Below are 24318 nucleotides of genomic sequence, written 5' to 3'. Positions count from 1 at the left end.
TGGCCGATCCGCATGGTTGTCTGCCCGATTCTGTTGCGCTCAGCCCCTAAAGTGGCTCTCTCCTGGTCTGGAAAGCCGAGCCGTCATCTGACTCAACGAATTGTCCGGATCGTTGCGGTTATGGCGACGGGGCGGTGAGCTGTGGGGGCTGGCGACTGCTGCTGGCTTTGAGACAGCGTTTAGCGGTGATGGGGTTGCCGGGGCCGCGAGCCTGGATAAGCTGGCTCGCGGCCCCGGCGCTCAGAATATATAGTCGGTGGAAAGGAAGGTCGATTCACGGTCGCGGATAATGCTGCCGACCAGCGCCTTGCTGGCGGCGTTGTCCTTGGCGGCCACCAGGGTGCGGATCGAGAAGACACGCAGCGCATCGGCGACCGACAGAGTGCCCTCGGCGGAATTCTTGCGGCCGGTGAACGGGAAGCTGTCCGGGCCGCGCTGGCATTGGGCGTTGAGGTTGATGCGGCCAACCTGGTTGGCGCAGGCGTCGATCATCCGGGCCATCTGCTGCGGATCGCGGCCGAACAGGCTCAGTTGCTGGCCGAAGTCGGAGTTGCGAACGTAGTCGATCACCTCGGACAGGTCGTCATAGGGGACCACCGGGATGATCGGGCCGAACTGCTCCTCGTTGTAGACCCGCATCTGCGGCGTGACCGGGTACAGCAGTGCCGGATAGAAGAAGGTGCCGACGCTGTTGCCGCCGCCCTCGTTGACGACGCTGGCGCCCTTGCTGCGGGCGTCTTCGAGCATCTGCGTCAGGAACGCGGTCTTGCCAGGCTCCGGCAGTGGGGTCAGGGCGACGCCGGGTTCCCAGGGCATGCCGGACTTCAGCGTCGCGAGTCTCGATTTGAAACGGTCGAGGAAGTCGTCGACCTGGCTGCGATGCACGAACAGAATCTTCAGCGCGGTACAGCGCTGGCCGTTGAACGACAGGGCTCCGGTGACGCACTCGCCCACGGCGGTGTCGAGGTCGACGTCGGGCAGCACGATGCCCGGATTCTTGGCATCGAGTCCCAGAGCTGCGCGCAGGCGGTGCGGCCTGGGGTGCAGCTTCTTCAGGTCGCTGGCGCCCTTGTTGGTGCCGATGAAGGCGAACACATCTACCTTGCCCGATTCCATCAGGGCGCCGACGGTCTCGCGGCCGCGGCCATAGATGATATTGATCACCCCGGGCGGGAAGCTGTCGCGGAAGGCCTCCAGCAGCGGGCGGATCAGCAGTACGCCGAACTTGGCGGGCTTGAACACCACGGTGTTGCCCATGATCAGCGCCGGGATCAGCGTCGTGAAGGTTTCGTTCAGCGGGTAGTTGTAGGGGCCCATGCAGAGCGCGACGCCCAGCGGCACGCGGCGGATCTGTCCCAGGGTGCCCTGCTCGATTTCGAAGCGGCTGGAGCGCCGGTCCAGCTCCTTGAGGGCGTTGACGGTATCGACGATATAGTCGCAGGTGCGGTCGAACTCCTTCTCCGAATCCGGCAGGTTCTTGCCGATTTCCCACATCAGCAGGCGCACCACGGCGTCACGCTGCTCCTTCATTCTATGTAGAAAATTTTCAACGTTACGAATGCGCTCGGATACGCTCATCGTCGGCCAGACACCCTGGCCGAGATCGTAGGCGTGCACCGCCGCATCAAGGGCGCCCAGAGCTGCGTCCGCGTCCAGCAGCGGGGTGCTGCCGATCACGCACTGTTCCAGTTCGCCGTCTTCTCGACGCAGACAGACCGCGCTGCGGACCGGTGCCAGATCGCCTTCCCACTCGACCAGTTCGCCGTTGATCAGGAATTCGCGTTGCTCGAGGGTGCCGTCGAGACGGTAGGGCGCCGGTATATCATCGGCGGCCGGAAAAAGTCGTTCGAGGTCTGCGGTCATGCTGTCTGCCTCCTGGAGCTGTGTTGCTGTTATTGTGCGGGTGCGTCATTGAATTTAATGAAATATAGGTAAATTTACCAATATTATTTGTCGTAAATATCAACAGAAGGGCTTGGGGCCGGAATCCGGCCCCGGTGGAAATGGCGTTAGCGGCCAGCGGCTGCCTGGTAGATGAGGGCGAAGGCATCGGCGTCCAGCGCGGCGCCGCCCACGAGGCCGCCGTCGACGTCAGGCTGGGCGAAGAGGGTGGCTGCATTGTCGGCCTTGACGCTGCCGCCATAAAGCAGCGGCGTGCTGGCGGCGACAGCCTCCGACTGCTCGGCCAACAGCCGGCGGATAAAGGCATGAACCGCCTGTGCCTGCTCGGGGCTGGCGGTTTCGCCGGTACCGATGGCCCAGACCGGTTCGTAGGCGATAATGCTGTCGGTCAGTGCCGCTATGCCCAGCGCGTCGATGACTGCCTGTACCTGGCGCGCCACGACGCCTTCGGTCTCACCGGCCTGGCGCTCGGCGAGGGTTTCGCCGACGCAGAGTACCGGCACCAGCCCGGCGTCTTTGGCGGCGGCAAATTTCGCTGCGCTATCGGCATCGGTCTCGCGATAGAGGCTGCGCCGTTCGGAATGGCCGACCAGCACATATCGGCAGCCCAGCTCCTTCAGCATGGCGGCGCTGACTTCGCCGGTATAGGCCCCGGAGTCGTGTTCGTTGACGGTCTGGGCACCGAGGGCGATGCCGCTGTCCTTCAGGTGCCAGCCGGCCTGAGACAGGTAGGGGAAGGGCGGGCAGAGCGCAATCTCTACACCGCCCAGCCCTTTCACCGCCGGCAGCAGGGCGTCGAGCAGCGTCTCGTTGGCCGCGAGGCTGCCGTTCATTTTCCAGTTGCCGATAACCAGGGTTTTTCTCATGGGCTCTTTCTCCTTCAGTGACGACCGGCATTTATTGCCGCAAGGCCGGGGTAGGGAGCCTGAGTGCCCAGTTCTTCCTCGATGCGCAGCAGGCGGTTGTACTTGGCGACACGGTCGGAGCGGCACAGCGAACCGGTCTTGATCTGACCGGCGGCGGTACCGACCGCGAGATCCGCGATGGTGGTATCTTCGGTCTCGCCGGAACGGTGGGAGATCACGGCGGTGTAACCGGCGTCCTGGCCATCCTGATCGCATCCAGGGTCTCGGACAGCGAGCCGATCTGGTTGAACTTGATCAGGATGGAGTTGCCGACCCCCTTCTCGATACCTTCCCTGAGGATCTTGGTGTTGGTGACGAAGAGGTCATCCCCGACCAGCTGCACCTTGCGGCCGATCTTGTGGGTCAGGTAGGCCCAGCCATCCCAGTCGGACTCGTCCAGACCATCTTCGATCGAAACGATCGGGTAGTTTTCGGTCAGTGAGCTGAGGAAGTCGCTGAAGCCTTCGGAATCGAACACCTTGCCTTCGCCGGAAAGAATGTATTGGCCATCCTTGTAGAACTCGGACGCGGCGCAGTCCAGCGCCAGGGTGACGTCCTTGCCGAGCGCGTAACCGGCTTTCTCGACCGCTTCGCGGATCACCACCAGCGCTTCCTCGTTGGAGCCCAGGTTAGGCGCGAAACCGCCTTCGTCACCGACCGCGGTGTTGAGGCCGCGGGCCTTGAGCACGGCTTTCAGCGCATGGAAAACTTGCGCACCGCAGCGCAGGGCTTCCTTGAAGCTCGGGCTGCCGACCGGCTGCACCATGAACTCCTGGATGTCGACGTTGTTGTCGGCATGTTCGCCGCCGTTGAGGATGTTCATCATCGGCACCGGCATCGAGTACTGACCGGCGGTACCGTTCAGCTCGGCGATATGGGCGTACAGCGGAATGCCCTTTTGGGCCGCGGCGGCCTTGGCGGCGGCCAGCGACACGGCCAGGATGGCGTTGGCGCCGAACCGGGACTTGTTCTCGGTACCGTCGAGTGCCAGCATCCTGTTGTCCAGCGCGCGCTGGTCAGCTGCATCCAAGCCGATCAGGGCTTCGCGGATCGGACCGTTGACGGCGGCAACGGCCTTCAGCACGCCCTTGCCCAGGTAGCGGGACTTGTCGCCGTCACGCAGCTCGAGGGCTTCGCGGGATCCGGTCGAGGCGCCGGACGGCGCGCAGGCGCTGCCGATCACACCGGACGCCAGGATGACGTCGGCTTCGACGGTTGGGTTGCCGCGCGAGTCCAGTACCTCGCGGGCGCGTATATTCTTGATTTGTCCTTGCATGGCAGGATCCCTCAGAAGTCGTATTCGAAGCTGTGGGTCGGGAAGCCTGGCTCCTCGCGCGTGCCGCTCAGTTCGAGCAGCTCCTGCTGTTCGGCTACTTCCGCGCGGATATCGAAATCGTTGGGCCAGTCATCGGCGGCCCAGGTTGGAGGGTGTTGGCTTGTTGCATGTTGGCGTCCTCTTTATTGTTTTCAAGCCGTAGCCTGGAATGAGCGAAGCGAATTCCGGGGCATCCGTTTCGGGTATCGAGTGCCCGATACCAGCCGTCGGAATTCACCCCTTAGGGGCTCATTCCAACCTACAGGCCGGTTACTGAATCTCGTCGCCCACGCGGACGATCTTCAGGGTGTTGGTGCCGCCGTGGGCGTTGACGTAGTTGCCCTTGGTAATCATGACCAGGTCACCGTCGACAACGACGTCGAGGCGCCTGAGGGCGTCCACGGCCCGGGCATTGACCTCGTCGTTCGGGAGGGCCTCGCTGTCGAACGGCACGGTGCTGACGCCGCGGAACAGCGCCACGCGGTTCTGGGTACGCGGATTGCCGGAGAAAGCGAAGATCGGCAGTGGCGAACGGATGCGGGACATCATCAGCGGGGTATCGCCCGATTCGGTCATGCAGATGATGGCACGCACGCCGACCAGGTGATTGGCCGAATACATCGCGGCCAGGGCGATCGACTCGTCGACCTTGGTGATCACCTCGTTGATGCGGTGGTCGGACGTATGGGCCTTGGGGTGCTTTTCGGCCCCGAGAATCACCCGGGCCATCGCCTCGACGGTCTGCACCGGGTAGCGCCCGGCAGCGGTCTCGGCCGACAGCATCACCGCATCGGTCCCATCGAGCACGGCATTGGCGACGTCGAACACCTCGGCGCGGGTCGGCAGCGGGCTCTGGATCATCGTCTCCATCATCTGGGTCGCCGTGATGACGACCCGGTTGAAGGCGCGGGCCCGGTCGATGATATGTTTCTGTACCCCGATCAACTCGGCATCGCCGATCTCGACGCCGAGGTCGCCGCGGGCCACCATGACACCGTCGGACGCCTCGATGATGCCATCGAGCACGCGGTTATCACCGACGGCTTCGGCGCGTTCGATCTTGGCGATCAGCCGGGCGTTGCCGCCGGCGGCCTGCATCAGTTCGCGGGCATGGTGCATGTCCGCCGCGTCACGGGGAAACGAGACCGCGAGATAATCGACGCCGATTTCGGCTGCGGTGAGGATGTCGGCCTCGTCTTTCGGCGTGAGCGCCGCGGCCGAAAGGCCGCCGCCCTTGCGGTTGATGCCTTTGTTGTTCGACAACGGCCCGCCGACCAGCACCCGGCAGCGGACCTCGCGGCCGACCACCTCGATGACCTCGAGTTCGAGACGACCATCATCGAGCAGCAGGATGTCGCCGGGGCGGCTGTCGTCGACCAGCGCCTCGTAATCGATACCGACGCGGTCTGCGGTGCCATCTTCCTTGTCCATCGCGGCATCGAGCACGAAGGTCTGGCCTTCCTCCAGCTCGACGCGGCTGTCGGCGAAGCGGGCAATACGGATCTTGGGGCCCTGCAGATCGCCGAGCACGGCGACGAAGCGACCCTGCTCACGTGCCAGCCGACGCACGAGGTCCGCACGCTGGCGATGGTCCCCGGGCGAGCCATGGGAGAAGTTCAGGCGTACGACGTCGACGCCTGCGGCGATCAACTGGCGCAATGTCTCCTCGCTTTCGCTCGAAGGTCCCAGGGTCGCGACGATCTTGGTTCTGCGCTGTCTCGGTTCGCTCATGCTGGTCTCCCCTTATTGCGCGGCCATCAGCGCCAGGCTGTTGTCCAGCATGCGGTTTGAGAAGCCCCACTCGTTGTCGTACCAGGCCATCACCTTGACCAGTCGGCCGTTCACCCGGGTCTGGCTGCAGTCGAAGATCGACGAGGCCGGGTTGTGGTTGAAGTCCACCGAGACCAGCGGCAGGCTGTTGCAGTCGAGGATGCCCTTCAGTGGCCCCTCGGCGGTCCGGGCGACGATGGCGTTGACTTCGTCGACGGAAGTGTCGCGGCCGGCGACGAAACTCAGATCGACCAGCGAGACGTTGATGGTCGGGACCCGCACCGCCATGCCGTCGAGCCTGCCGTCGAGTTCCGGCAACACCAGGCCGACAGCGGCGGCGGCGCCGGTCTTGGTCGGGATCATCGACTGGGTGGCCGAGCGGGCGCGATAGAGGTCGCTATGGTAGACGTCGCTCAGGTTCTGGTCGTTGGTATAGGAGTGGATGGTGGTCATCAGGCCGTTCTCGATGCCGAGGGCGTCGTGCAGCGGCTGGGCGATCGGGGCCAGGCAGTTGGTGGTGCAGGAGGCGTTGGAGATGATCTGCTGGCTGCCGTCGAGCAGGTGGTGGTTGATACCGTAGACCACGGTGGCGTCGGCGTCTTTGGCCGGGGCCGAGATAATCACTTTCTTCGCGCCGGCTTCCAGGTGAGCGGCGGCCTTGGCGCGGCTGGTGAAGAGGCCGGTGCACTCGTAGACGATGTCGACCTCGAGTGTACCCCAGGGCAGGTCGGCCGGGTTGCGCTCGCTGAAGGCGCGAATGTCGTCGCCGTTGACGATCATGCGGTCGCCGTCGACCTCGACGCTGCCATTGAAGGGACCATGGACGCTGTCGAAGCGGGTCAGGTGGGCGTTGATGGCGGCATCGCCGAGATCGTTGATCGCCACCACCTGGATGCGGTCGCGGTAACCGGATTCGTACAGGGCACGCAGGGTATTGCGGCCGATGCGGCCATAGCCGTTGATTGCGACTCTAAGGGTCATATCGTCACCTTGGTAATGGTTTTGCATTGCAGTTATTGCAGGGGTGGGAAAAGGGCCCCGGCGGCGGCCGCCGGGGCAAGTGGGACATCAGGCCCTGGATGAGACCAGTGCGAGATTCCGTCTTCCCAGCAACCCGTTCAGGTAGCTTTCCAGCTCTGCCCGCTCTTTCTCCTGCAGATAGAGACCCAGCTTGGTGCGGCGCCAGAGAATATCGTCCACTGACTGCGCCCATTCGTGCTCGACCAGGTACTTCACTTCACGTTCGTGCAGGGTCGCGCCAAAAGAGCGGCCGAGATCGTCCAGTGAACCGCAACCGTCGAGAATCAGGTGACTCAGGGTGCCGTAGGTCCTGACATAACGACGCACAATCGCGACCGGCAGCCAGGGGAACTGGCGGGCCAGTGCGGCCTGCAGGCCCTGCTGGGTCGCGAAGTCGCCCCCGGCAGCGTTGCGGTCCGGGTCCAGGCCGGTCCCGCCTCCGGGAAGAACTTGCAGATGCTGTCGGTGGCCGCCTGGGCGAGCTTGCGGTAGGTGGTGATCTTGCCACCGAACACCGACAGCAGCGGTGCCTTGCCGGGCGCGGCATCGACTTCGAAGGTATAGTCGCGCGATGCCTTCTGCGCGGAACCGCCCTCGTCGTCCATCAACGGGCGCACGCCCGAATAGGTCCAGACGACCTCGTCGCGGGAAATCTGGTGCTTGAAGTGGTTGTTGACGACCGATATCAGGTAGTCGATCTCTTCGCTGGAGATCCTGGCGTCCCGCGGGTTGCCCTGATAATCCACATCGGTGGTCCCGATCAACGAGAAGTTGTCCTCGTAGGGGATAACGAAGACGATGCGGTTGTCCTCGTTTTGCAGAATGTAGGCTTCGGGCTCGTCGTGAATGCGCGGTACGACGATATGGCTGCCCTTGACCAGGCGAATCTGCTTCGGCGGCCGGGTCGACATCGTCTCCTCGAAAAGCCGGCTGACCCAGGGGCCCGCCGCATTGACCAGTGCACGGCCATAGCGCACCTCTTCCTGGCCCGTCAGTTCGTTGCGCAGGGTGACCGCCCAGAGTTCGTTTTCGCGCGCGGCGCGAACGCAGCGGGTGCGGGTACGGATCTCGGCGCCCTTTTCGTGTGCCGCCATGGCCACCAGCACGACGAGGCGGGCGTCATCGACCCAGCCGTCCGAGTACTCGAAGCCGCGACTGATGGGGCTTGCCATCGGGCCTTCCGGGCGGAAGCGGATGCCGTTGGAGCCCGGCAGCAGTTCGCGCTTGGCGAGATGGTCGTACAGAAACAGGCCGGCGCGGATCATCCAGGCAGGTCGCAGATGCGGCCGATGGGGGAGTCGGAAGCGCAGCGGCCACATGATATGAGGGGCGTTTCGCAGCAGGGCTTCGCGTTCGGCCAGGGCTTCACGTACCAGGCGGAATTCATAGTGCTCGAGATAACGCAGGCCGCCATGGATCAGCTTGCTGCTGTTCGACGAGGTGGCCGAGGCCAGGTCGTCCATTTCGCACAGCAGTACTTTGAGTCCACGTCCGGCGGCGTCCATCGCGATACCGGCGCCGTTAACGCCGCCACCGACAACAATGAGATCCTGTATGTCTTTGTCTGAAGTCATGCCTGAATGTCTCCTGCCCGGGCCGCCCGCTGGGGCCTGAACCTTGGGGTGTTATCGAATTCCGTTGCCTGCTGAAGGCCAGTTGCTATTACTATAGTATTCGAAATCGAAAATAATCAATCATAAACGAACATAATGTGGTGAAAAAATTTTCGCGTGAGGCGTGAGGCGTTCCGGAAGGTTGAAAAAGGCGTAGGTTGGGTCAAGGCGCGAAGCGGCGGACCCAACACAAGAAGTCGGGGGCAATGATGATGCGAATCGAACCGCATCGGATGCCTGAGGCTTGGCGCTTCTTATGGCTTGCAGTCTGTCTTCCCCGGGAAGGGAAGACCTTTTTCAGACGATATGCAACGCCACCTGATTGTCGGTGAGCAGTTGGCAGATTTCGGCAGTCGGGCGCCTGTCGGTGAAGAAGTGGTCGGCCTGGGTGATGCTGCCGAGGCGAACCATGGCGTTGCGGCCGAACTTGGTATGGTCGGCGGCCAGCAGCACCTGGCGGGAATTGGCGATGATGGTTTGGGCCACCCGCACTTCCCGGTAGTCGTAATCGAGCAGGGTGCCGTCCGAGTGGATACCGCTGATGCCGATGATGCCGAAGTCCATCTGGAACTGATTGATGAAGTCCCGGGTTGCTTCCCCGACGATGCCCCCGTCCCGGCTGCGTACTTCGCCGCCGGCCACGATCACGGTGAAGTCCTCCTTGACGCTCAGTATCGACGCGACATGGAGGTTGTTGGTGACGACGCGCAGGTCGCGGTGATTCAGCAGGGCCCTGGCTATGGTCTCGGTGGTCGTGCCGATGTTGATGAACAGCGAAGCGCCGTCCGGGATCATCTTCACCAGTTCCCGGGCAATTTTCTCCTTGGCCTCGAGTTCCATGATCTTGCGGGTCTGGTAGGCCAGGTTCTGGGTGCTGGACTCGACGCCGGCACCGCCATGATGGCGTTGCAGCTTCTTTTCGTTCGCGAGCTGGTTGAGGTCGCGCCTGATCGTCTGGGGCGTCACCTTGAAGTGTTCCACCAGCTCGTCGATGGTGACGAAACCGGCTTGCTGGACCTTTTCGAGTATCAGGTCCTGCCTGCGTCTCTGTGTCATGGCCTGAAGATTACTCCTTGACTGCTATCTTGAAGGACAGTGCTCGCGGTGCCGGGCTCGTGCATTCACCGGACGTCCGATCGATTATCGCACAAAATCAGTCAGTTGAAGCCAAAAGAGCTCGCTGCATACAGCGAAATGGCGACGGATTTGGTCCTGATTGGAAAATTTCACTTGGTTTTTACCGATGGAATGGTAAAAATACGAACAAAAAAGAACATACATGAAAGGGCGGGCCTAATATGACCGAATACTTACTGGCAATCGACCAGGGCACCACCAGTTCCCGGGCGATTCTCTTCACCACTGCAGGACAGATTCTCGAGACCAGTCAGCAGGAGTTCCCCCAGCACTTCCCGCAGGATGGCTGGGTCGAGCATGAGCCGAAGAAGATCTGGCAGTCGGTGATCGACAGCTGCCGCGACGTCATCGAACGTACCGGTATCGAGCCCCGGCAGATACGGGCAGCGGGTATCACCAACCAGCGCGAAACGACCATCGTCTGGGATCGCCGCACCGGCGAACCCCTGTACAACGCCATCGTCTGGCAGGATCGCCGCACATCCCGCTATTGCGAGTCCCTGAAAGCCGAGGGGCTGGAGTCGATGATCAGCGACAAGACCGGACTGCTGGTCGATCCCTACTTTTCGGCGACCAAGCTGCGCTGGATCCTTGACGAAGTGCCGGGCGCGCGGACGCGTGCCGAGCGGGGCGAGCTGGCCTTCGGCACCGTGGACAGTTTCCTGCTCTGGCACTTGACCAAAGGCCGGGAACATCGCACCGATGCCACCAATGCGTCGCGTACCCTGCTGTTCAACATCCATACCCAGCAGTGGGATCCGGAGCTGCTCGAGCTGTTCGCCATCCCGGCAAGCCTGCTGCCGGAGGTGATGGATTCGTCGGACGACTTCGGCCATATCGACGCCAGCCTGCTGGGCGAGGAGATCCCGGTCTATGGCATCGCCGGCGACCAGCAGGCGGCGCTGTTCGGTCAGACATGCTTCCGCGAGGGGATGGCCAAGAGCACTTATGGCACCGGCTGTTTCCTGATGCTGAATACCGGCAACCGCGCGCTGAAATCGGAGCACCGGCTGTTGACGACCGTCGCCTACCGGCTCAATGGCGAACCGACCTATGCGCTCGAGGGCAGCATCTTTATCGCCGGCGCGACCATCCAGTGGTTGCGAGACGGCCTGCAGTTGATTCGGGGGCCGGCGAAACCGAGCCGCTCGCCCGGCAGACGCCGGTGGACCATGGCGTCTACCTGGTGCCGGCTTTCACGGGGCTCGGCGCACCGCACTGGGATCCCAATGCCCGCGGCGCCATCTTCGGCCTGACCCGCGATACCGGCATCAAGGAGATCGTAACCGCCGGTTTGCAGTCGGTCTGTTACCAGACCAAGGACCTGCAAAAAGCGATGGAAAGCGATGGTGTACGTCCGGTTGCGCTGCGGGTCGATGGCGGCATGGTCGCCAACAGCTGGGTATTGCAGTACCTGTCCGACATCCTCGGGGCCACCGTGGACCGACCGAAAATCATCGAGACGACGGCGCTCGGCGTCGCCTATCTCGCGGGTCTGCGGGCGGGTATCTTCGAATCACTCGAATCGCTCGAACAGCTGTGGCAGTGCGATCGCCGTTTCCTGCCGCAGATGACCAAGGCGCAGCGTGACAGCCTTTACGAAGGCTGGAAGACCGCCGTTTCCAGGGTACAGAGCCAGTAAAAAAGCCGTAGGGTGCTGCTGAGCGCAGCGAAGCGCACCGAAGCGTTCCGATATGTGCGGATACGAATGGTGCGGTGCCCGACATGGTGCGTTACGCGGCGCCCGAACAATGCCATGGGTGTTGATGTCGCGAGCTTTGCGCCGCTAACGCACCCTACGATCTCCCCATTGCCAGCCTCACGCCTCACGCCTTTACCTTATGCCCAGTTCCCGCAGCCGCTTGTACAGGGTGTTGCGGCTGATGCCGAGTGCCTTTGCCGTGCGTGAAATATTGCCCTCGCAACGGTTGTAAGCGGCGAGGGTATCGGCCAGCAGGGCGTCACTGCCCGGGGGGCGCCGGGCTCGCCGGCCCCGGCTGCGCCGGGTTCCGGTATATCGCCGCTCGCCTGCTCCCGAATATCGTGAAAGAAATCGTCCGGCAGGTGCCAGCTTTCGATGGGGTCGTCGTCGGCCATAGCCAGGGCAATCTGCAGTACGCTGATCAGCTGGCGGATGTTGCCGGGCCAGGGGTGCTGCTCGAAGAGGTTGAGAATCTCGTCCGAGAGTTCGTCGGGCTGCTGTGGTTCGCGATGGAGTTGATGGGCCTGCCGGAACAGCTCGCGTCGGTCGCTGCGCTCGCGCAGCGGTGGCAGTTCGATATTCAGACCCGTGATGCGGTAGTAGAGGTCCTGGCGGAACCTGCCCTCCTGTACCTGGGTACGCAGGCTGCGGTTCGTCGCGGATATCAGCTTGATATCGACAGGATAGGACTCGGTCGAGCCCAGCGGGGTGACCTTGCGCTCCTGCAGGACGCGCAGCAGTCGCGCCTGGGCCTTGAGCGGCATTTCCCCGATTTCGTCGAGAAACAGCGTTCCCTTGTGGGCCTTGCGGATCAGGCCGATCGCGCCCTTGTTGCTGGCGCCGGTAAAGGCGCCTTTTTCGTAACCGAACAGCTCCGACTCCACCAGTTCGCTCGGAATCGCCGCGCAGTTGACCGCAACCAGGGAGTGCTGGCGCCGGGAGCTGTGGTGATGCAGCGCCTTGACGAACACTTCCTTGCCGACACCCGTCTCGCCATGGATCAGAATCGGGATCTCCTTTTCGATCAGACGTTCGGCCTGCTTGATGCAGCGAGCGACGCGTTCGTCCCCATAGGCGATCCGGTCCAGTGTGATCAGGCCTTCAGGTGCCGGACTGCCGGCGGGGAGCGGGGCCTTCTGCTGCCTGTAATCGACCGCCTGAATGCTCTGCTCGCTCGGGCGCTTGATCACCGCATGCATCTGGTGACGGCCCGGTGTGCGCAGCTGTATCGGCAGCATCTCCGGCTGATTCTTCAACTCGCGCAACGGGCAGTCGAAAATCTGGGCGATATTGGCCAGTGCCAGATCGTATCCGAGCAGCAGTTCGGCCCGGCGGTTGGCGGAAATGATGGTGCCTTCCCCGGTGAACACGATCAGCCCCGACCACTGGCTGTCGATATTGTCGAGGTTGGTATTGAAGGTGAGCATGAAGTGTTCATCGCTGAACGCTTTGATGATCAGGCGGTTCTCGATCGACTGCGACATCAGCTTGACCATGCCCAGGGTATGGGCCTGGGGCAGGTAGGCGTCGCTGGAGACATCGAGCACCCCGAGCAGGTCCCGGTTGGTATCGAATATGGGCGCGGCCGAGCCGATCATGAAACGGTGATCCCGCAGGAAGTGCTCGTCACGCTGCACCTGCACGGCATGGCCGGAGGCGATGGCCGTCCCGATGGCGTTGGTGCCGTTGAAACGTTCCTGCCAGCTGACGCCATCCTGAAAGAAGGAGTTCTGGCGGGGGGCGATGAAACGCCGGTCGCCCCAGCCGTTCAAGACCTGGCCGCGGCTGTCCGTGAGCAGGATCATGCATTTGCTGTTCGACAGAATGTTCTCGTAGAAAGGCAATACTTCACTGTCGGTGGTGTGTACCAGGTACTGGTATTCATCTTTCAGGTCGCGCCGCTCGCCACTTCCCAGCTGTATCAGGGTCGGCGTGCTGTGGTGGTCCAGGCCGAAGGAGCGGCAGCGTTCCCAGGAGCTCTGTATCAGTTCGCCGTGGTTGCCTTCTATGGGTGGCTGATTCATGGGCGCGCTCCCGGTTGTGTTCTGACTTTATTTTAGTTGGATGCGGCTCGGCCGGAGACGGCCGTGAACAGTCTGTGTTCAAGCTGTTCAGTGTTCAATCTTCTGTTCATATCGGTGTCAAGTCAACATAAAAATGAACATATATGATATGCAAACGAACTAAAAGGAAAATAATCGATGCAGTGTTGAATAAAAATCCTTTTTAAATCAAATAACTATGATTTTTCTGCGAAAATTTTAAAACTTGGCACGAACTTGGCTTTATCAATATCGTCATCTAAAGCCGTGCATTGGCCAGCCAGCGGCTGAACAGTGTGCACAATAACAACAAGGGACGACGATATGTCGCTAACACTAGATAACGTCACGCGTGTCGTGGATGGAGTGCCCTTCATTTCCGACGCGAGCATCACCTTCGAGCCGGGGTCCTTCAATGTCCTTCTCGGACGTACCCTCGCCGGCAAAACGTCGCTGATGCGACTGATGGCCGGGCTCGACAAGCCGACCAGTGGTCGCGTGCTGATGGATGGGGGCGATGTCACCGGTATGCCGGTACAGCAGCGCAACATCTCCATGGTCTACCAGCAGTTCATCAATTATCCGAACCTGACAGTATGGGAAAACATCGCCTCGCCGCTGCGTCTGGCGAAGATGCCCGAATCCCAGGTCGAGAAGCGGGTCAAGGAAACGGCGGCGATGCTGCGCATCGAACCCTTCCTGAAGCGGCACCCGCTGGAGCTCTCGGGGGGCAGCAGCAGCGCACCGCCATGGCCCGGGCGCTGGTCAAGGACGCCAGCCTGATTCTGTTCGACGAACCCCTGGTCAACCTCGACTACAAGCTGCGCGAGGAGCTGCGGACCGAGCTGCGCGAGCTGTTCAAGGAGCGTCGTTCGATCGCGGTCTATGCCTCGACCGAAGCCAACGAAGCGCTGGCGCTTGGCGGTACCACCACCCTGCTGCACGAGGGCCGCATCATACAGTCCGGCCCGGTCAACAGCGTCTACCGTGAGCCCGTCGATATCGAAGCCGCCGAGCTGTTCAGCGAGCCGCCGATTAATCTGGTCCGGGGGCGGGTATCCGAGACCGAAGTGACCTTCGACGAGTACGCACACTTCCCGCTCAATCAGGATCTGCGGGACCTCAAGCCTGGCGAGTACTGGTTTGGCGTGCGCCCGAGTCATGTCGGACTGGTGCCGCACAATGACGACGATCTGGAGTTGTCGATGCTGGTCGAGCTGGCCGAGATCAGTGGCTCCGAGACCTTCATGCACGTCAAGAACGAACATTTCAGCCTGGTGATGCAGCTGTCCGGTGTTCACGAGTACCACACCGATACGCCGATCAAGGTCTACCTGCCGACACACAAGCTGTTCGTGTTCGACATGGACAGCAAGCTGATTCAGGCACCGGTCAAGCGGATACAGGGGTGATCAATCATGGCTGAAATACATCTGAAGTCTCTTGCGCACAGTTACAGCCCGAATCCGGCCGGTGCCGCGGATTACGCAATCCGGGAAATGGACCATATCTGGCATCAGGGGGCGCTTACGCGCTGCTGGGGCCTTCCGGCTGCGGCAAGAGTACGCTGCTCAACATCATTTCCGGACTGCTGCAGCCGTCCGAAGGCGAGGTGCTGTTCGACAATGTCCGGGTCAACGAAATGTCGCCGAAGGACCGCAATATCGCCCAGGTGTTCCAGTTCCCGGTGATCTACGACTCGATGACCGTCTACGACAACCTGGCGTTTCCGCTGCGCAACGCCAAGGTGCCGGAGGCCAAGGTCCGTGCCAAGGTGAACGAGGTCGCGGAGATCCTCGAGCTGCACCCGATGCTGCACAACAAGGCCAAGAACCTGACCGCCGACGAAAAACAGAAGGTCTCGATGGGACGCGGCCTGGTGCGCGACGATGTTTCGGCGATCCTGTTCGACGAACCGCTGACCGTCATCGATCCGCACCTTAAATGGAAACTGCGGCGCAAGCTCAAGCAGATCCACGAGCAGTTCAACATCACCATGGTCTACGTCACCCACGATCAGCTCGAAGCCTCGACCTTCGCCGACAAGATAGCCGTGATGTACGGCGGCCAGATCGTCCAGTTCGGCACCCCCGGGAGCTGTTCGAGGTGCCCAACCATACCTTCGTAGGCTACTTCATCGGCAGTCCCGGCATGAATATCATCGAGGTGCGCCGCTGCGAAGGCGGTGTCTCCTTCGACAATATCCGGGTACCGCTGTCCGGGGACCTGAACAGCTACCTGGCAGAAATCCCCAGCTTCAACCTCAAGGTCGGCATTCGTCCCGAGTTCGTGCATGTCTGGGACAAGCCGGTCGACGACGCCTATGAGACCGAAATGCTGTCCTCCGAGGATCTGGGTACCTACAAGATCCTGACGCTGAAGCTCGGCAATCAGGTGATCAAGGCGCGCCTGGACGAGGATCGCGAAGTGCCGCAGGGCAGGGCATGGGTCAGCTTCCCGCAGCAGTGGCTGAAGCTGTACGTGGATGAATTCCTGGTTGAGGAGCAAGCCTGATGAACAAGACGGAAAATAACAAAGCCTGGTTTCTGGTGCTGCCGGTTTTCCTGCTGGTCGCCTTTTCAGCGATCATTCCGCTGATGACTGTCGTGAACTACTCGGTGCAGGATATTTTCGACCAGAACAACGCCTATTTCGTCGGCGCCGACTGGTTTCGTGAAGTACTGCGCGATCCGCGTCTGCACGACTCCCTTTTGCGTCAGTTCCTGTTCTCCTTCGCGGTGCTGGCGATCGAGATTCCGCTCGGTATCGGCGTCGCCCTGATGATGCCGACCAAGGGGCGCAGGGCGTCGCTGTGCCTGATCCTGCTGGCCATTCCGCTGCTGATCCCCTGGAACGTGGTCGGGACCATCTGGCAGGTGTTCGGCCGTGGCGACATCGGCCTGTTCGGCGCCGCACTCAATGGCCTCGGGATCGATTACAACTATGCCTCCAACAGCGGCGATGCCTGGGCCACCGTGCTGCTGATGGATGTCTGGCACTGGACGCCGCTGGTCGCGCTGCTGTGCTATTCGGGCCTGCGCGCGATTCCGGAAGCCTTCTATCAGGCGGCGGAGATCGACCGGGCGTCGAAGTGGGCCGTGTTCCGCTATATCCAGCTGCCGCGCCTCAAGAGCGTGCTGGTGATCGGCATTCTGCTGCGCTTCATGGACAGCTTCATGATCTATACCGAGCCCTTTGTCCTGACCGGTGGCGGTCCGGGCAACTCGACCACCTTCCTCAGTCAGACCCTCACCAAGATGGCGATCGGTCAGTTCGACCTGGGACCGGCAGCGGCATTCTCTTTAATCTATTTCCTGATCGTGCTGCTGGTGTCCTGGCTGTTCTTCACCACCATCACTCATATGGACAAGGCTAAGTGAGGTTCGAGTCATGACCGTAAGTATTATCAAAGCGCGCGGTGTCACTCAGCCGTCAACCGCCTTGGCAAAGCGAGGCAGGGTTCAAATCATGAGTATGAGCAATCGCAAGACACTGGGTATCACCCTTTACATCCTGTTCGTGCTGGTGCCTATTTACTGGCTGCTGAACATGTCGTTCAAGACCAACGAGGAGATCCTGGGCTCGCTGACGTTATGGCCGCAGACCTTCACGCTGGCCAACTACGAGGTGATTTTCACCGATCCAACCTGGTATTCGGGTTACCTGAACTCGATCGCCTACGTGGTCATGAACGTGCTGATTACCCTGGCAGTCGCCTTGCCGGCGGCCTATGCGTTCAGCCGCTACCGCTTTCTCGGCGACAAGCATCTGTTCTTCTGGCTGCTGACCAACCGCATGGCGCCGCCTGCAGTGTTTCTGTTGCCGTTCTTTCAGCTCTACTCCTCGGTCGGTCTGTTCGATACCCATATCGCCGTGGCCCTGGCGCACTGCCTGTTCAACGTACCGCTGGCGGTCTGGATTCTCGAAGGCTTCATGTCCGGTGTGCCGCGCGAGATCGACGAGACGGCCTACATCGACGGCTACAGCTTCCCGCGTTTCTTCGTGCGCATCTTCCTGCCCATGATTCGCTCGGGGATCGGCGTGACGGCCTTCTTCGCCTTTATGTTCTCCTGGGTCGAGCTGCTGCTGGCGCGCACCCTGACATCGGTCGAGGCCAAGCCGATCGCGGCGATCATGACGCGCACCGTGGGCGCGACGGGCATCGACTGGGGCGTGCTATCGGCCGCCGGTGTGTTGACGATCATCCCGGGCCTGCTGGTGATCTGGTTTGTCCGTAACCATGTAGCCAAGGGCTTTGCCCTGGGCCGTGTATAACAACAGGAAGGAGACTCGCCATGATTAGCTGGATGGCCTGGACACTGCCGGTGGCCGTGTTCTTCTGCACGATCGCTTTCATTCTGCTGTGCATGACGGTGTACGAGCTGCGTTCTCCCTGTGTCGAGCGCAAGGGCTTTCTGCCCATTACCACAACCCGGGGCGACCGTCTGTTCATCGGGCTGCTGGTCAGTGCCTACATTCACCTCGCGTTTCTGGGGCTCACCAACCTGAGCCTCTGGATCGCACTGGGCATCTCGGTGGTCTGGCTGGCTATCGTGCTGCGCTGGGGCTGAGTGTTTTCGTTGATTGTTACTTTTGTCTGTTTTCGAAAATAAACATTGAATAATTTTCGTTAAAGAACTATTTTTTAGTCATTATGTTCGAAAAGGAATCTTAACGAAAAGGTCTTCGCTGCGGCTGGACTGAAACGAAAAGGCCGGTGTCCCGCCGGGGCATCGGTCTCACAATAACAATCCGCTCACCAAGAAATGAGGTTGACGATGAAAAAGAACAATAAAGTGCCCAAGGCGTTACTGCTGAGCGTTGCTGTCTCGGCTGCGAGCATGGGCATGAGCATTCAGGCATACGCGGACCAGTACCTCGATGCGGCGAACAAGTGGATCGCCGAAGAGTTCGACAAGTCCACCCTGAGCCAGGACGAGCAGCTCAAGGAGCTGCAGTGGTTCACCCGGGCGGCCGAACCGTTCCGTGGCATGACCATCAATGTGGCGTCCGAAACCATTGCCACCCACGAATACGAGTCCAGGGTACTGGCCAGGGCCTTCGAGGAGATCACCGGCATCAAGGTCAACCACGACCTGATCCAGGAAGGCGACGTGGTCGAGAAACTGCAGACCCAGATGCAGTCCGATCGCAACATCTACGATGCCTACATCAACGACTCCGACCTGATCGGCACCCATTTCCGCTATGGCAAGGTGGTGCCGGTTTCCGACATGATCGACGGCGAAGCGAAGGACTTCACCCTGCCGACGCTGGATCTCGAGGACTTTATCGGTCTGGATTTCACCACCGGTCCCGACGGCAAGCTGTACCAGTTGCCGGATCAGCAGTTCGCCAACCTGTACTGGTTCCGTGCCGACTGGTTCGCCCGCGAGGACCTGAAGAAGCAGTTCCGGGACATCTACGGCTATGAGCTGGGTGTACCGAAGAACTGGTCCGCCTACGAGGACATCGCCGAGTTCTTCAGCGTGCATGTGAAGGAGCTTGATGGCCAGCCGGTCTACGGCCATATGGATTATGGCAAGAAGGACCCGTCACTGGGCTGGCGCTTCACCGATGCCTGGTTCTCGATGGCCGGTGCCGGTGACAAGGGGCTGCCGAACGGCTTCCCGGTGGACGAATGGGGTATCCGTGTCGACGGTTGCAGCCCGGTCGGCTCCAGCGTCGAGCGTGGCGGTGCCACCAACGGTCCGGCCGCCGTCTATGCCACCACCAAATACGTCGACTGGCTGCGTCAGTACGCGCCGCCCGAAGCCCAGGGCATGACCTTCTCCGAAGCGGGCCCGGTGCCGGCCCAGGGCGGTGTCGCCCAACAGATCTTCTGGTACACCGCCTTCACTTCCAGCATGACTGCAGAGGGACTGCCGGTGGTCAACGAAGACGGCACGCCGAAGTGGCGCATGGCGCCGTCGCCTCGCGGGCCCTACTGGCAGGATGGCATGAAGCTGGGTTATCAGGACGTGGGTTCCTGGACCTTCCTGAACTCGACGCCCGAAAAACAGCGTCTGGCGGCCTGGCTGTATGCCCAGTTCACCGTCGCCAAGACCGTGTCGCTGAAGAAAACCCTGGTGGGCCTGACGCCGATTCGCGAATCCGATATCAACTCCGACGCGATGACCGAGGCCGCGCCGAAACTCGGCGGCCTGGTCGAGTTCTACCGCAGCCCGGCGCGTGTCCAGTGGTCGCCGACCGGAACCAACGTGCCGGATTATCCGAAGCTGGCACAGCTGTGGTGGCAGTATATCGCCGAGGCGGCCAGTGGCGAGAAGACCCCGCAGGAGGCGCTGGACGGCCTGGCCGCGGCGCAGGACAAGATGATGCAGCGCCTGGAGCGTGCCGGTGTGCAGGGGGAGTGCGGTCCGAAGCTGAACGAGCCGCGTGATCCGGAATACTGGCTGAACCAGCCGGGTGCGCCGAAAGCCAAGCTGGCCAACGAGAAGCCGCAGGGCGAGACCATCGCCTACGAAGAGCTGCTCAAGAGCTGGCAGGCTGACAGCAAAGTCGCCGGCAGCGACTGAGTCCCGAGTTCCGCAGGCGGGATCGCACGACCCCGCCTGCGGATAGACTGCCATCATCGAACCGGCCGCAAGGCCGGTTTTTTATAGGCTGTACGGTTATCGTCCGGAAATCGCACATGAACAGATTGTCCATCGTTCACCGTCTCTATATGGGGTTTGGATTCCTTTGTCTGGTCATTCTTGGCTGGGGACTGGTCAATGGCTGGATGATGCAGCGCATCGGCGAGCGTATCGCGACCATCACGGAACAGGCCTATCCACTGCATCAACGGGCAACGGCAATCTCCTCGGGCGTTCTCGGAACCACCGTCGAGGTAATGGAGCTGGTACAGGCCCGTGAACCCGACGAACTCGAACGGCGCTATCACCATATCGAACAGCAGAACCGGCAGCTCAGGCTGATCGTGGGCCAGCTCGACGGGGGCAGCCTGAGCGACGAAGTCGGCGAGCTTCGGCGGCAATTGCAGCGCCTGGAGGCGCTGGCCGGCGAACTCCATCGGTCGCAGCGCTTTCGGCTCGATACGTCGGCGCAAATCCAGAACGACCTGTCGGACTTCCTGTTGCAGGCGTCGGAGATGAAGCGCCAGATCAGCGAGCGATCGCTGCAGCGGGCGGCCAGGGACATCTATACGGCCGACCTGGTCAGAACGCTGATGCAGCGTTTTTCCAGTGTCGAACTGCTGGTGATGAACCTCGTTAACACCCGCCGTCCCGACCAGCTGGCGGAAAAAGTCGAGCGTATTCGGTTCAATAGCGCCAATTTCAGCGAAGATATTGCTGACCTGGTGACCGAAGTGCCGGCGTTGGTGGCAATCAACACCGGAAAACAGGCGCTGGTCGACAATATCAACAGCGAAGATGGCATTGTCAGCCGCTATCTGGCCTACCGCCATAACGAAGCCCGGATCGAGGAGGCACTCGAGGAAGTCCGTATGCTGATCGACGAGGTCGACCTCGAGCTGAACAGGATGACCGACTCAGGCGAAGCCGCCATCCTGGGCGCCGGTCGGCAACTGGACGACGAAGCCCGAAACTCTCGCCGACTCGTCTGGTTGCTGCTGCCGGTCGTTTTACTTCTGGCGCTTGCCGTCTCGTTACTGCTGGGACGTCTTATCAGGCGGCCACTGCATGCCATCGTAAGCAAGCTGGGGGAGATGGCCGCGGGCGATTATCGAGGTGGTGTCTCCATTAACGCGACCGGCGAGTTTGTCAGGCTGACGGGCTCCGTCGGACAGCTGCTGGTGAGCATGCAGGCGATACTGGGTGACCTGCGATCGACGGCCGATACGCTGTCCCAGCTGTCGGGCAGCAATCGCTCCGTATCCGTCGCTGTACGTGAGCGGCTCGAGCGCCAGGCCATGGAGCTGGAAAGCGTGGCGTCGGCGATGGCACAGGTGGAGTCGGCGGTAGAGGAGGTTAACGGCAAGACCGAGCGCAGTCAGGCGCTGGCCACGACCATCGACCGCGACGTCGACCGCAGTCAGCAGCTGATGCTGGATAACCTGCGCCAGGTCTCGGTGCTGGAAGTGCAGATGACCGAGGCAACCGGACGTGTCGCTCAACTGGCCGCTTCATCCGAGGCGATTGGCGGCATTGTGCAGACCATCGATGCCATTGCCGGACAAACCAATCTGCTGGCCCTGAACGCTGCCATCGAAGCGGCGCGTGCCGGCGAGCGGGGCAGAGGCTTCGCCGTGGTTGCCGATGAGGTACGTAACCTGGCCCGACGTACCAGCGAAAGTACGGGTACCATCCGCGACCTGGTCGAAAGCCTGCAGCTCAATGCATCCGAGGCGGTCGACGCAATGGCTGACAGCCGGGCGCAGCTGCTGGCGTCGCGACAGCTCATCGAGCAGGCATCGTCCGCCGTGGACGAGATCCGGGACAGCACCACCTGCATCCGGGGGGTGACGGAAGAGGTCGGTAGCGCCATGAATGAGCAGCGGGCGGTCGCAACCTCGGCTGCCGGCAACGTCAATGTCATCAGTACCGTAGCGCGGGAGAACTTTCAGCAGATGGATATGCTGGCGCAACAGGGCGAGCGGCTGCAGCGGCAGTTGCAAGGTATCGAGCAGTTGATCAGGACATTCAGGGTATAGAAATGAACGCAAAAAGACAGATGGAACAGCAGAGTGGCCGGTTGTCGCCGTTCTCATCGGGACCCATGACGATCCCACCTTTCTCCGTGTCGGCCTTGCCGCGCATTCTGTTTGGTGAAGGGGGATCGACAGTTTGCCCCTGGCGTTGGCGGCCTTTGGTCGCCGTGCATTGCTGGTGACCGGCGGGCGATCTTTCCTGGTCAGCCCGCATTGGCAAAGGCTGCAGCAGGGGCTTGACCGGCAGGGTATCGAGTGGGAGCAACTCGGCATTGCAGGCGAACCCGGTCCTGAACAGGTCGATAGGGCGGTTGCACGTTTTGCCGATGCATCGATCGAGATGGTGGTGGGTATCGGAGGCGGCAGTGCCCTGGATGCCGCCAAGGCGATCGCCGCGCTGCTGCCGACTGGTCGCTCGGTACTTGATCATCTCGAGGGCGTCGGGCCGCAGCTGCCCTACGAGGGGCCGGCGCTGCCCTTCATCGCGGTGCCGACCACGGCCGGCACCGGCAGCGAGATGACCAGGAATGCGGTATTGACCCGTCCCGGCAGCGACGGTTTCAAGAAGTCCTTTCGCGACGAGCGTCTGCTGGCGCGTCTGGCGCTGGTGGATCCCCAGCTGCTGCACAGCTGTCCGCCCCGGGTCATGCTGGGCAATGCACTGGATGCACTGACGCAGTTGTTGGAGTCCTATGTCGCGACCCGCGCCAGCGCCTTTACCGATGCGCTGGCCGAAAGCGGGCTCAGGGCCTTCGCCGCAGGATTCAGGGCGGACCCGCAGCGGCCGGTAGGCGATTACAGCTGTCTTGCCTATGCCTCGATGCTGTCGGGCATCTGCCTGGCCCAGGCCGGACTCGGGTCGGTACATGGCATGGCCTCGCCACTGGGCGCCTGGTTCCCGATTCCCCACGGTCTTGCCTGCGGCACCCTGCTGGCGGAGGCGACGCGGGTGAATGTCCAGGCGCTGCGCGAGCGGAATCCCGAAAGCCCGGCGCTGGCGAAATACGCCCGGGTCGCAGGCTGGTTGGGCGATGACGGATGCAGCGATGCCGATGCGCTGGTTACGCTGCTCTCGGAGTGGACTGGCCGTTGCAATCTGCCGCGACTTGCCTCATTCGGTATGGTCGAGGCGGATATTGAGCGGGTGGCCGCCGCCAGCGGCGGCAGCAGCATGAAAACGAATCCGGTCGTGTTGACGCTGGACGAGATCGCCACTGTCCTGCACCGGCGCCTCTGAGAAAAAAGCGGCAAGCTCAGAGCTCCACGCTGTACGCTTGCTGCCTGCCCCGGCTCAGGGTTCGGTGGCCGATGGTGGAATTCGCTCCGCTCATTGCCACCCTACGCTCACGCCTCACGCGATTTTAGAATAAGAGGCATCCATTCAACCAAGTGTCGTTTTCAGACGCTTTCGAGCTTCAGCCTGATCTGGGTCGCAACGGGAAGATGATCCGACATCCTTTCATCCAGCACCCGTGCATCCAGTACTTCGACATGGGGCGTGGCCAGCACATGGTCGATGGAGCGGTTGGGGCGCCAGCTCGGAAAGGTGGACTCCTCGTGCACCGGCTGCAGGCTGGCCTGGCGCAGGCCGGGATGGGCATCGAGTTCACTGAGATCGCAGTTCAGGTCGCCGAGCAACAGGGTGTCGCTCTGTGCGCTGACAAGGTCCGCGAGGTAGTGCAGCTGGCGGGCGCGGGCATGGCGGCTGAGCGCCAGGTGGGCGATGATCAGTCGCAGCGGTTCGTATCCGGGCGGACAGATCTCAACCTCCAGCGCACCGCGGCCCGGTACCCGGCCAGGCAGGGCATGGGAGCGTACCTGGCGCAGCGGCCAGCGCGACAGGCAGCCAAGACAGTGGCGGGCGAAGGGCGCGAGGTCCCGCGTCACCGAGGCCTGCCAGTGGGACAGTCCCGATCGCTCTGCAAGATGGGCGACCTGATTGAGGCGTCCGGTACGCAGGCTGCCGGCATCGGCCTCCTGCAGTGCGACGATATCGAAGTGGGAGGCCAGGTCGGCGATGCGCTCGAGGTTGTCCCGGGCGCCCCTTGTCGGCAACAGGTGTTTCCAGGCGCGGGTGACGTAGTGCACATAGCTCGATGTCTCCAGGCCAACCTGGATGTTCAGGGACAGCAGGCGAATATGGCCGTCCCGGTGGGCGTGAAACGGAGGGGAGCGTTGGATCTTCATGGCTCCTTCAGTATGGGGGGCGTGGGGCAAATGGCAAATGGCAAATTGCGTGAGGCGTTAAGCGTTAAGCGTTAAGCGTTAAGCGTTAAG

15 protein-coding genes and 5 pseudogenes are annotated in these 24318 nt (G+C 61.7%); 9 read left to right on the top strand and 11 right to left on the bottom strand.

Translation table 11 applies throughout. The annotated features are described in order from the left end of the window. Positions 1 to 240: 240 nt before the first annotated feature. The 8 genes and pseudogenes from ACFQDL_RS01585 to ACFQDL_RS01550 form a co-directional block, all read right to left on the bottom strand. Positions 241 to 1863 carry an NADP-dependent glyceraldehyde-3-phosphate dehydrogenase gene (locus ACFQDL_RS01585; protein WP_379907490.1) on the bottom strand — a complete coding sequence of 541 codons (1623 nt, stop codon included), beginning with the start codon at positions 1861 to 1863 and terminating at the stop codon, positions 241 to 243. Between the two features lie 146 nt (positions 1864 to 2009). Next, on the bottom strand, positions 2010 to 2768 hold the full coding sequence (tpiA, locus tag ACFQDL_RS01580; RefSeq protein ID WP_379907489.1) for a triose-phosphate isomerase: 759 nt from the start codon (positions 2766 to 2768) through the stop codon (positions 2010 to 2012). Between the two features lie 14 nt (positions 2769 to 2782). Next, positions 2783 to 4083, bottom strand: a pseudogene (eno, locus tag ACFQDL_RS01575) (phosphopyruvate hydratase). Between the two features lie 309 nt (positions 4084 to 4392). After that, positions 4393 to 5853 (bottom strand): pyruvate kinase, encoded by a 1461-nt coding sequence (gene pyk, locus ACFQDL_RS01570; protein ID WP_379907488.1) that lies wholly within the window; start codon positions 5851 to 5853, stop codon positions 4393 to 4395. A 12-nt stretch (positions 5854 to 5865) separates the two neighbouring features. After that, positions 5866 to 6873 carry a type I glyceraldehyde-3-phosphate dehydrogenase gene (gene gap / locus ACFQDL_RS01565; protein WP_379907487.1) on the bottom strand — a complete coding sequence of 336 codons (1008 nt, stop codon included), beginning with the start codon at positions 6871 to 6873 and terminating at the stop codon, positions 5866 to 5868. Positions 6874 to 6960: 87 nt separating this feature from the next. Next, the gene (locus ACFQDL_RS01560) at positions 6961 to 7254 is read right to left on the bottom strand and encodes a glycerol-3-phosphate dehydrogenase C-terminal domain-containing protein (RefSeq protein WP_379912811.1); all 294 of its coding nucleotides are present in this window, start codon (positions 7252 to 7254) and stop codon (positions 6961 to 6963) included. Beyond that, the gene (gene glpD / locus ACFQDL_RS01555) at positions 7206 to 8486 is read right to left on the bottom strand and encodes a glycerol-3-phosphate dehydrogenase (RefSeq protein ID WP_379907486.1); all 1281 of its coding nucleotides are present in this window, start codon (positions 8484 to 8486) and stop codon (positions 7206 to 7208) included. The genes ACFQDL_RS01560 and glpD overlap by 49 nt, the downstream gene beginning before the upstream one ends. Before the next feature lie 336 nt (positions 8487 to 8822). Then, positions 8823 to 9581 (bottom strand): DeoR/GlpR family transcriptional regulator, encoded by a 759-nt coding sequence (locus tag ACFQDL_RS01550; protein WP_379907485.1) that lies wholly within the window; start codon positions 9579 to 9581, stop codon positions 8823 to 8825. A 242-nt stretch (positions 9582 to 9823) separates the two neighbouring features. Between ACFQDL_RS01550 and glpK the strand changes: the two are divergent. Then, positions 9824 to 11304: pseudogene (glpK, locus tag ACFQDL_RS01545) on the top strand (glycerol kinase GlpK). A gap of 192 nt (positions 11305 to 11496) precedes the next feature. Here the strand turns inward: glpK and ACFQDL_RS01540 are convergent. Together ACFQDL_RS01540 and ACFQDL_RS01535 are read right to left on the bottom strand one after the other, a co-directional pair. Beyond that, positions 11497 to 11574, bottom strand: coding sequence for a helix-turn-helix domain-containing protein (locus ACFQDL_RS01540; protein WP_379912809.1), 78 nt, complete (start codon positions 11572 to 11574; stop codon positions 11497 to 11499). 182 nt (positions 11575 to 11756) lie between these two features. Further along, positions 11757 to 13169: pseudogene (locus ACFQDL_RS01535) on the bottom strand (sigma-54-dependent Fis family transcriptional regulator); the annotation flags it as partial. A 561-nt stretch (positions 13170 to 13730) separates the two neighbouring features. Between ACFQDL_RS01535 and ACFQDL_RS01530 the strand changes: the two are divergent. From ACFQDL_RS01530 to ACFQDL_RS01495, 8 genes and pseudogenes are all read left to right on the top strand, one after another. After that, positions 13731 to 14818: pseudogene (locus ACFQDL_RS01530) on the top strand (ABC transporter ATP-binding protein). 6 nt (positions 14819 to 14824) lie between these two features. Further along, a pseudogene (locus ACFQDL_RS01525) lies at positions 14825 to 15920 on the top strand (ABC transporter ATP-binding protein). Further along, positions 15920 to 16786 carry a carbohydrate ABC transporter permease gene (locus ACFQDL_RS01520; RefSeq protein ID WP_379907484.1) on the top strand — a complete coding sequence of 289 codons (867 nt, stop codon included), beginning with the start codon at positions 15920 to 15922 and terminating at the stop codon, positions 16784 to 16786. Before ACFQDL_RS01525 ends, ACFQDL_RS01520 begins: the two are co-directional and overlap by 1 nt. A gap of 88 nt (positions 16787 to 16874) precedes the next feature. Next, positions 16875 to 17681: a carbohydrate ABC transporter permease gene (locus ACFQDL_RS01515; RefSeq protein ID WP_465263942.1), complete on the top strand. Its 807-nt coding sequence runs from the start codon at positions 16875 to 16877 to the stop codon at positions 17679 to 17681. Positions 17682 to 17704: 23 nt separating this feature from the next. Then, positions 17705 to 17977, top strand: coding sequence for a DUF2160 domain-containing protein (locus ACFQDL_RS01510; RefSeq protein ID WP_379912805.1), 273 nt, complete (start codon positions 17705 to 17707; stop codon positions 17975 to 17977). A 207-nt stretch (positions 17978 to 18184) separates the two neighbouring features. Further along, entirely contained in the window at positions 18185 to 19945 is a 1761-nt protein-coding gene (locus tag ACFQDL_RS01505; protein WP_379907483.1) for an ABC transporter substrate-binding protein, read from the top strand. Between the two features lie 116 nt (positions 19946 to 20061). Further along, entirely contained in the window at positions 20062 to 22044 is a 1983-nt protein-coding gene (locus ACFQDL_RS01500) for a methyl-accepting chemotaxis protein (RefSeq protein WP_379907482.1), read from the top strand. 133 nt (positions 22045 to 22177) lie between these two features. Next, the gene (locus ACFQDL_RS01495) at positions 22178 to 23278 is read left to right on the top strand and encodes an iron-containing alcohol dehydrogenase (protein WP_379907481.1); all 1101 of its coding nucleotides are present in this window, start codon (positions 22178 to 22180) and stop codon (positions 23276 to 23278) included. 161 nt (positions 23279 to 23439) lie between these two features. On the opposite strand, the gene ACFQDL_RS01490 is transcribed toward ACFQDL_RS01495, so the two are convergent. Then, complete coding sequence (locus ACFQDL_RS01490) at positions 23440 to 24228, bottom strand: endonuclease/exonuclease/phosphatase family protein (protein WP_379907480.1); 789 nt, start codon at positions 24226 to 24228, stop codon at positions 23440 to 23442. Between the last annotated feature and the right edge of the window lie 90 nt (positions 24229 to 24318).

The organism is Marinobacterium aestuariivivens (assembly GCF_042661465.1).
Taxonomy (GTDB): domain Bacteria; phylum Pseudomonadota; class Gammaproteobacteria; order Pseudomonadales; family Balneatricaceae; genus Marinobacterium_A; species Marinobacterium_A aestuariivivens.
The sequence above is the reverse complement of the archived record's forward strand: the minus strand, read 5'-3'. Positions and strand labels throughout refer to the sequence as shown.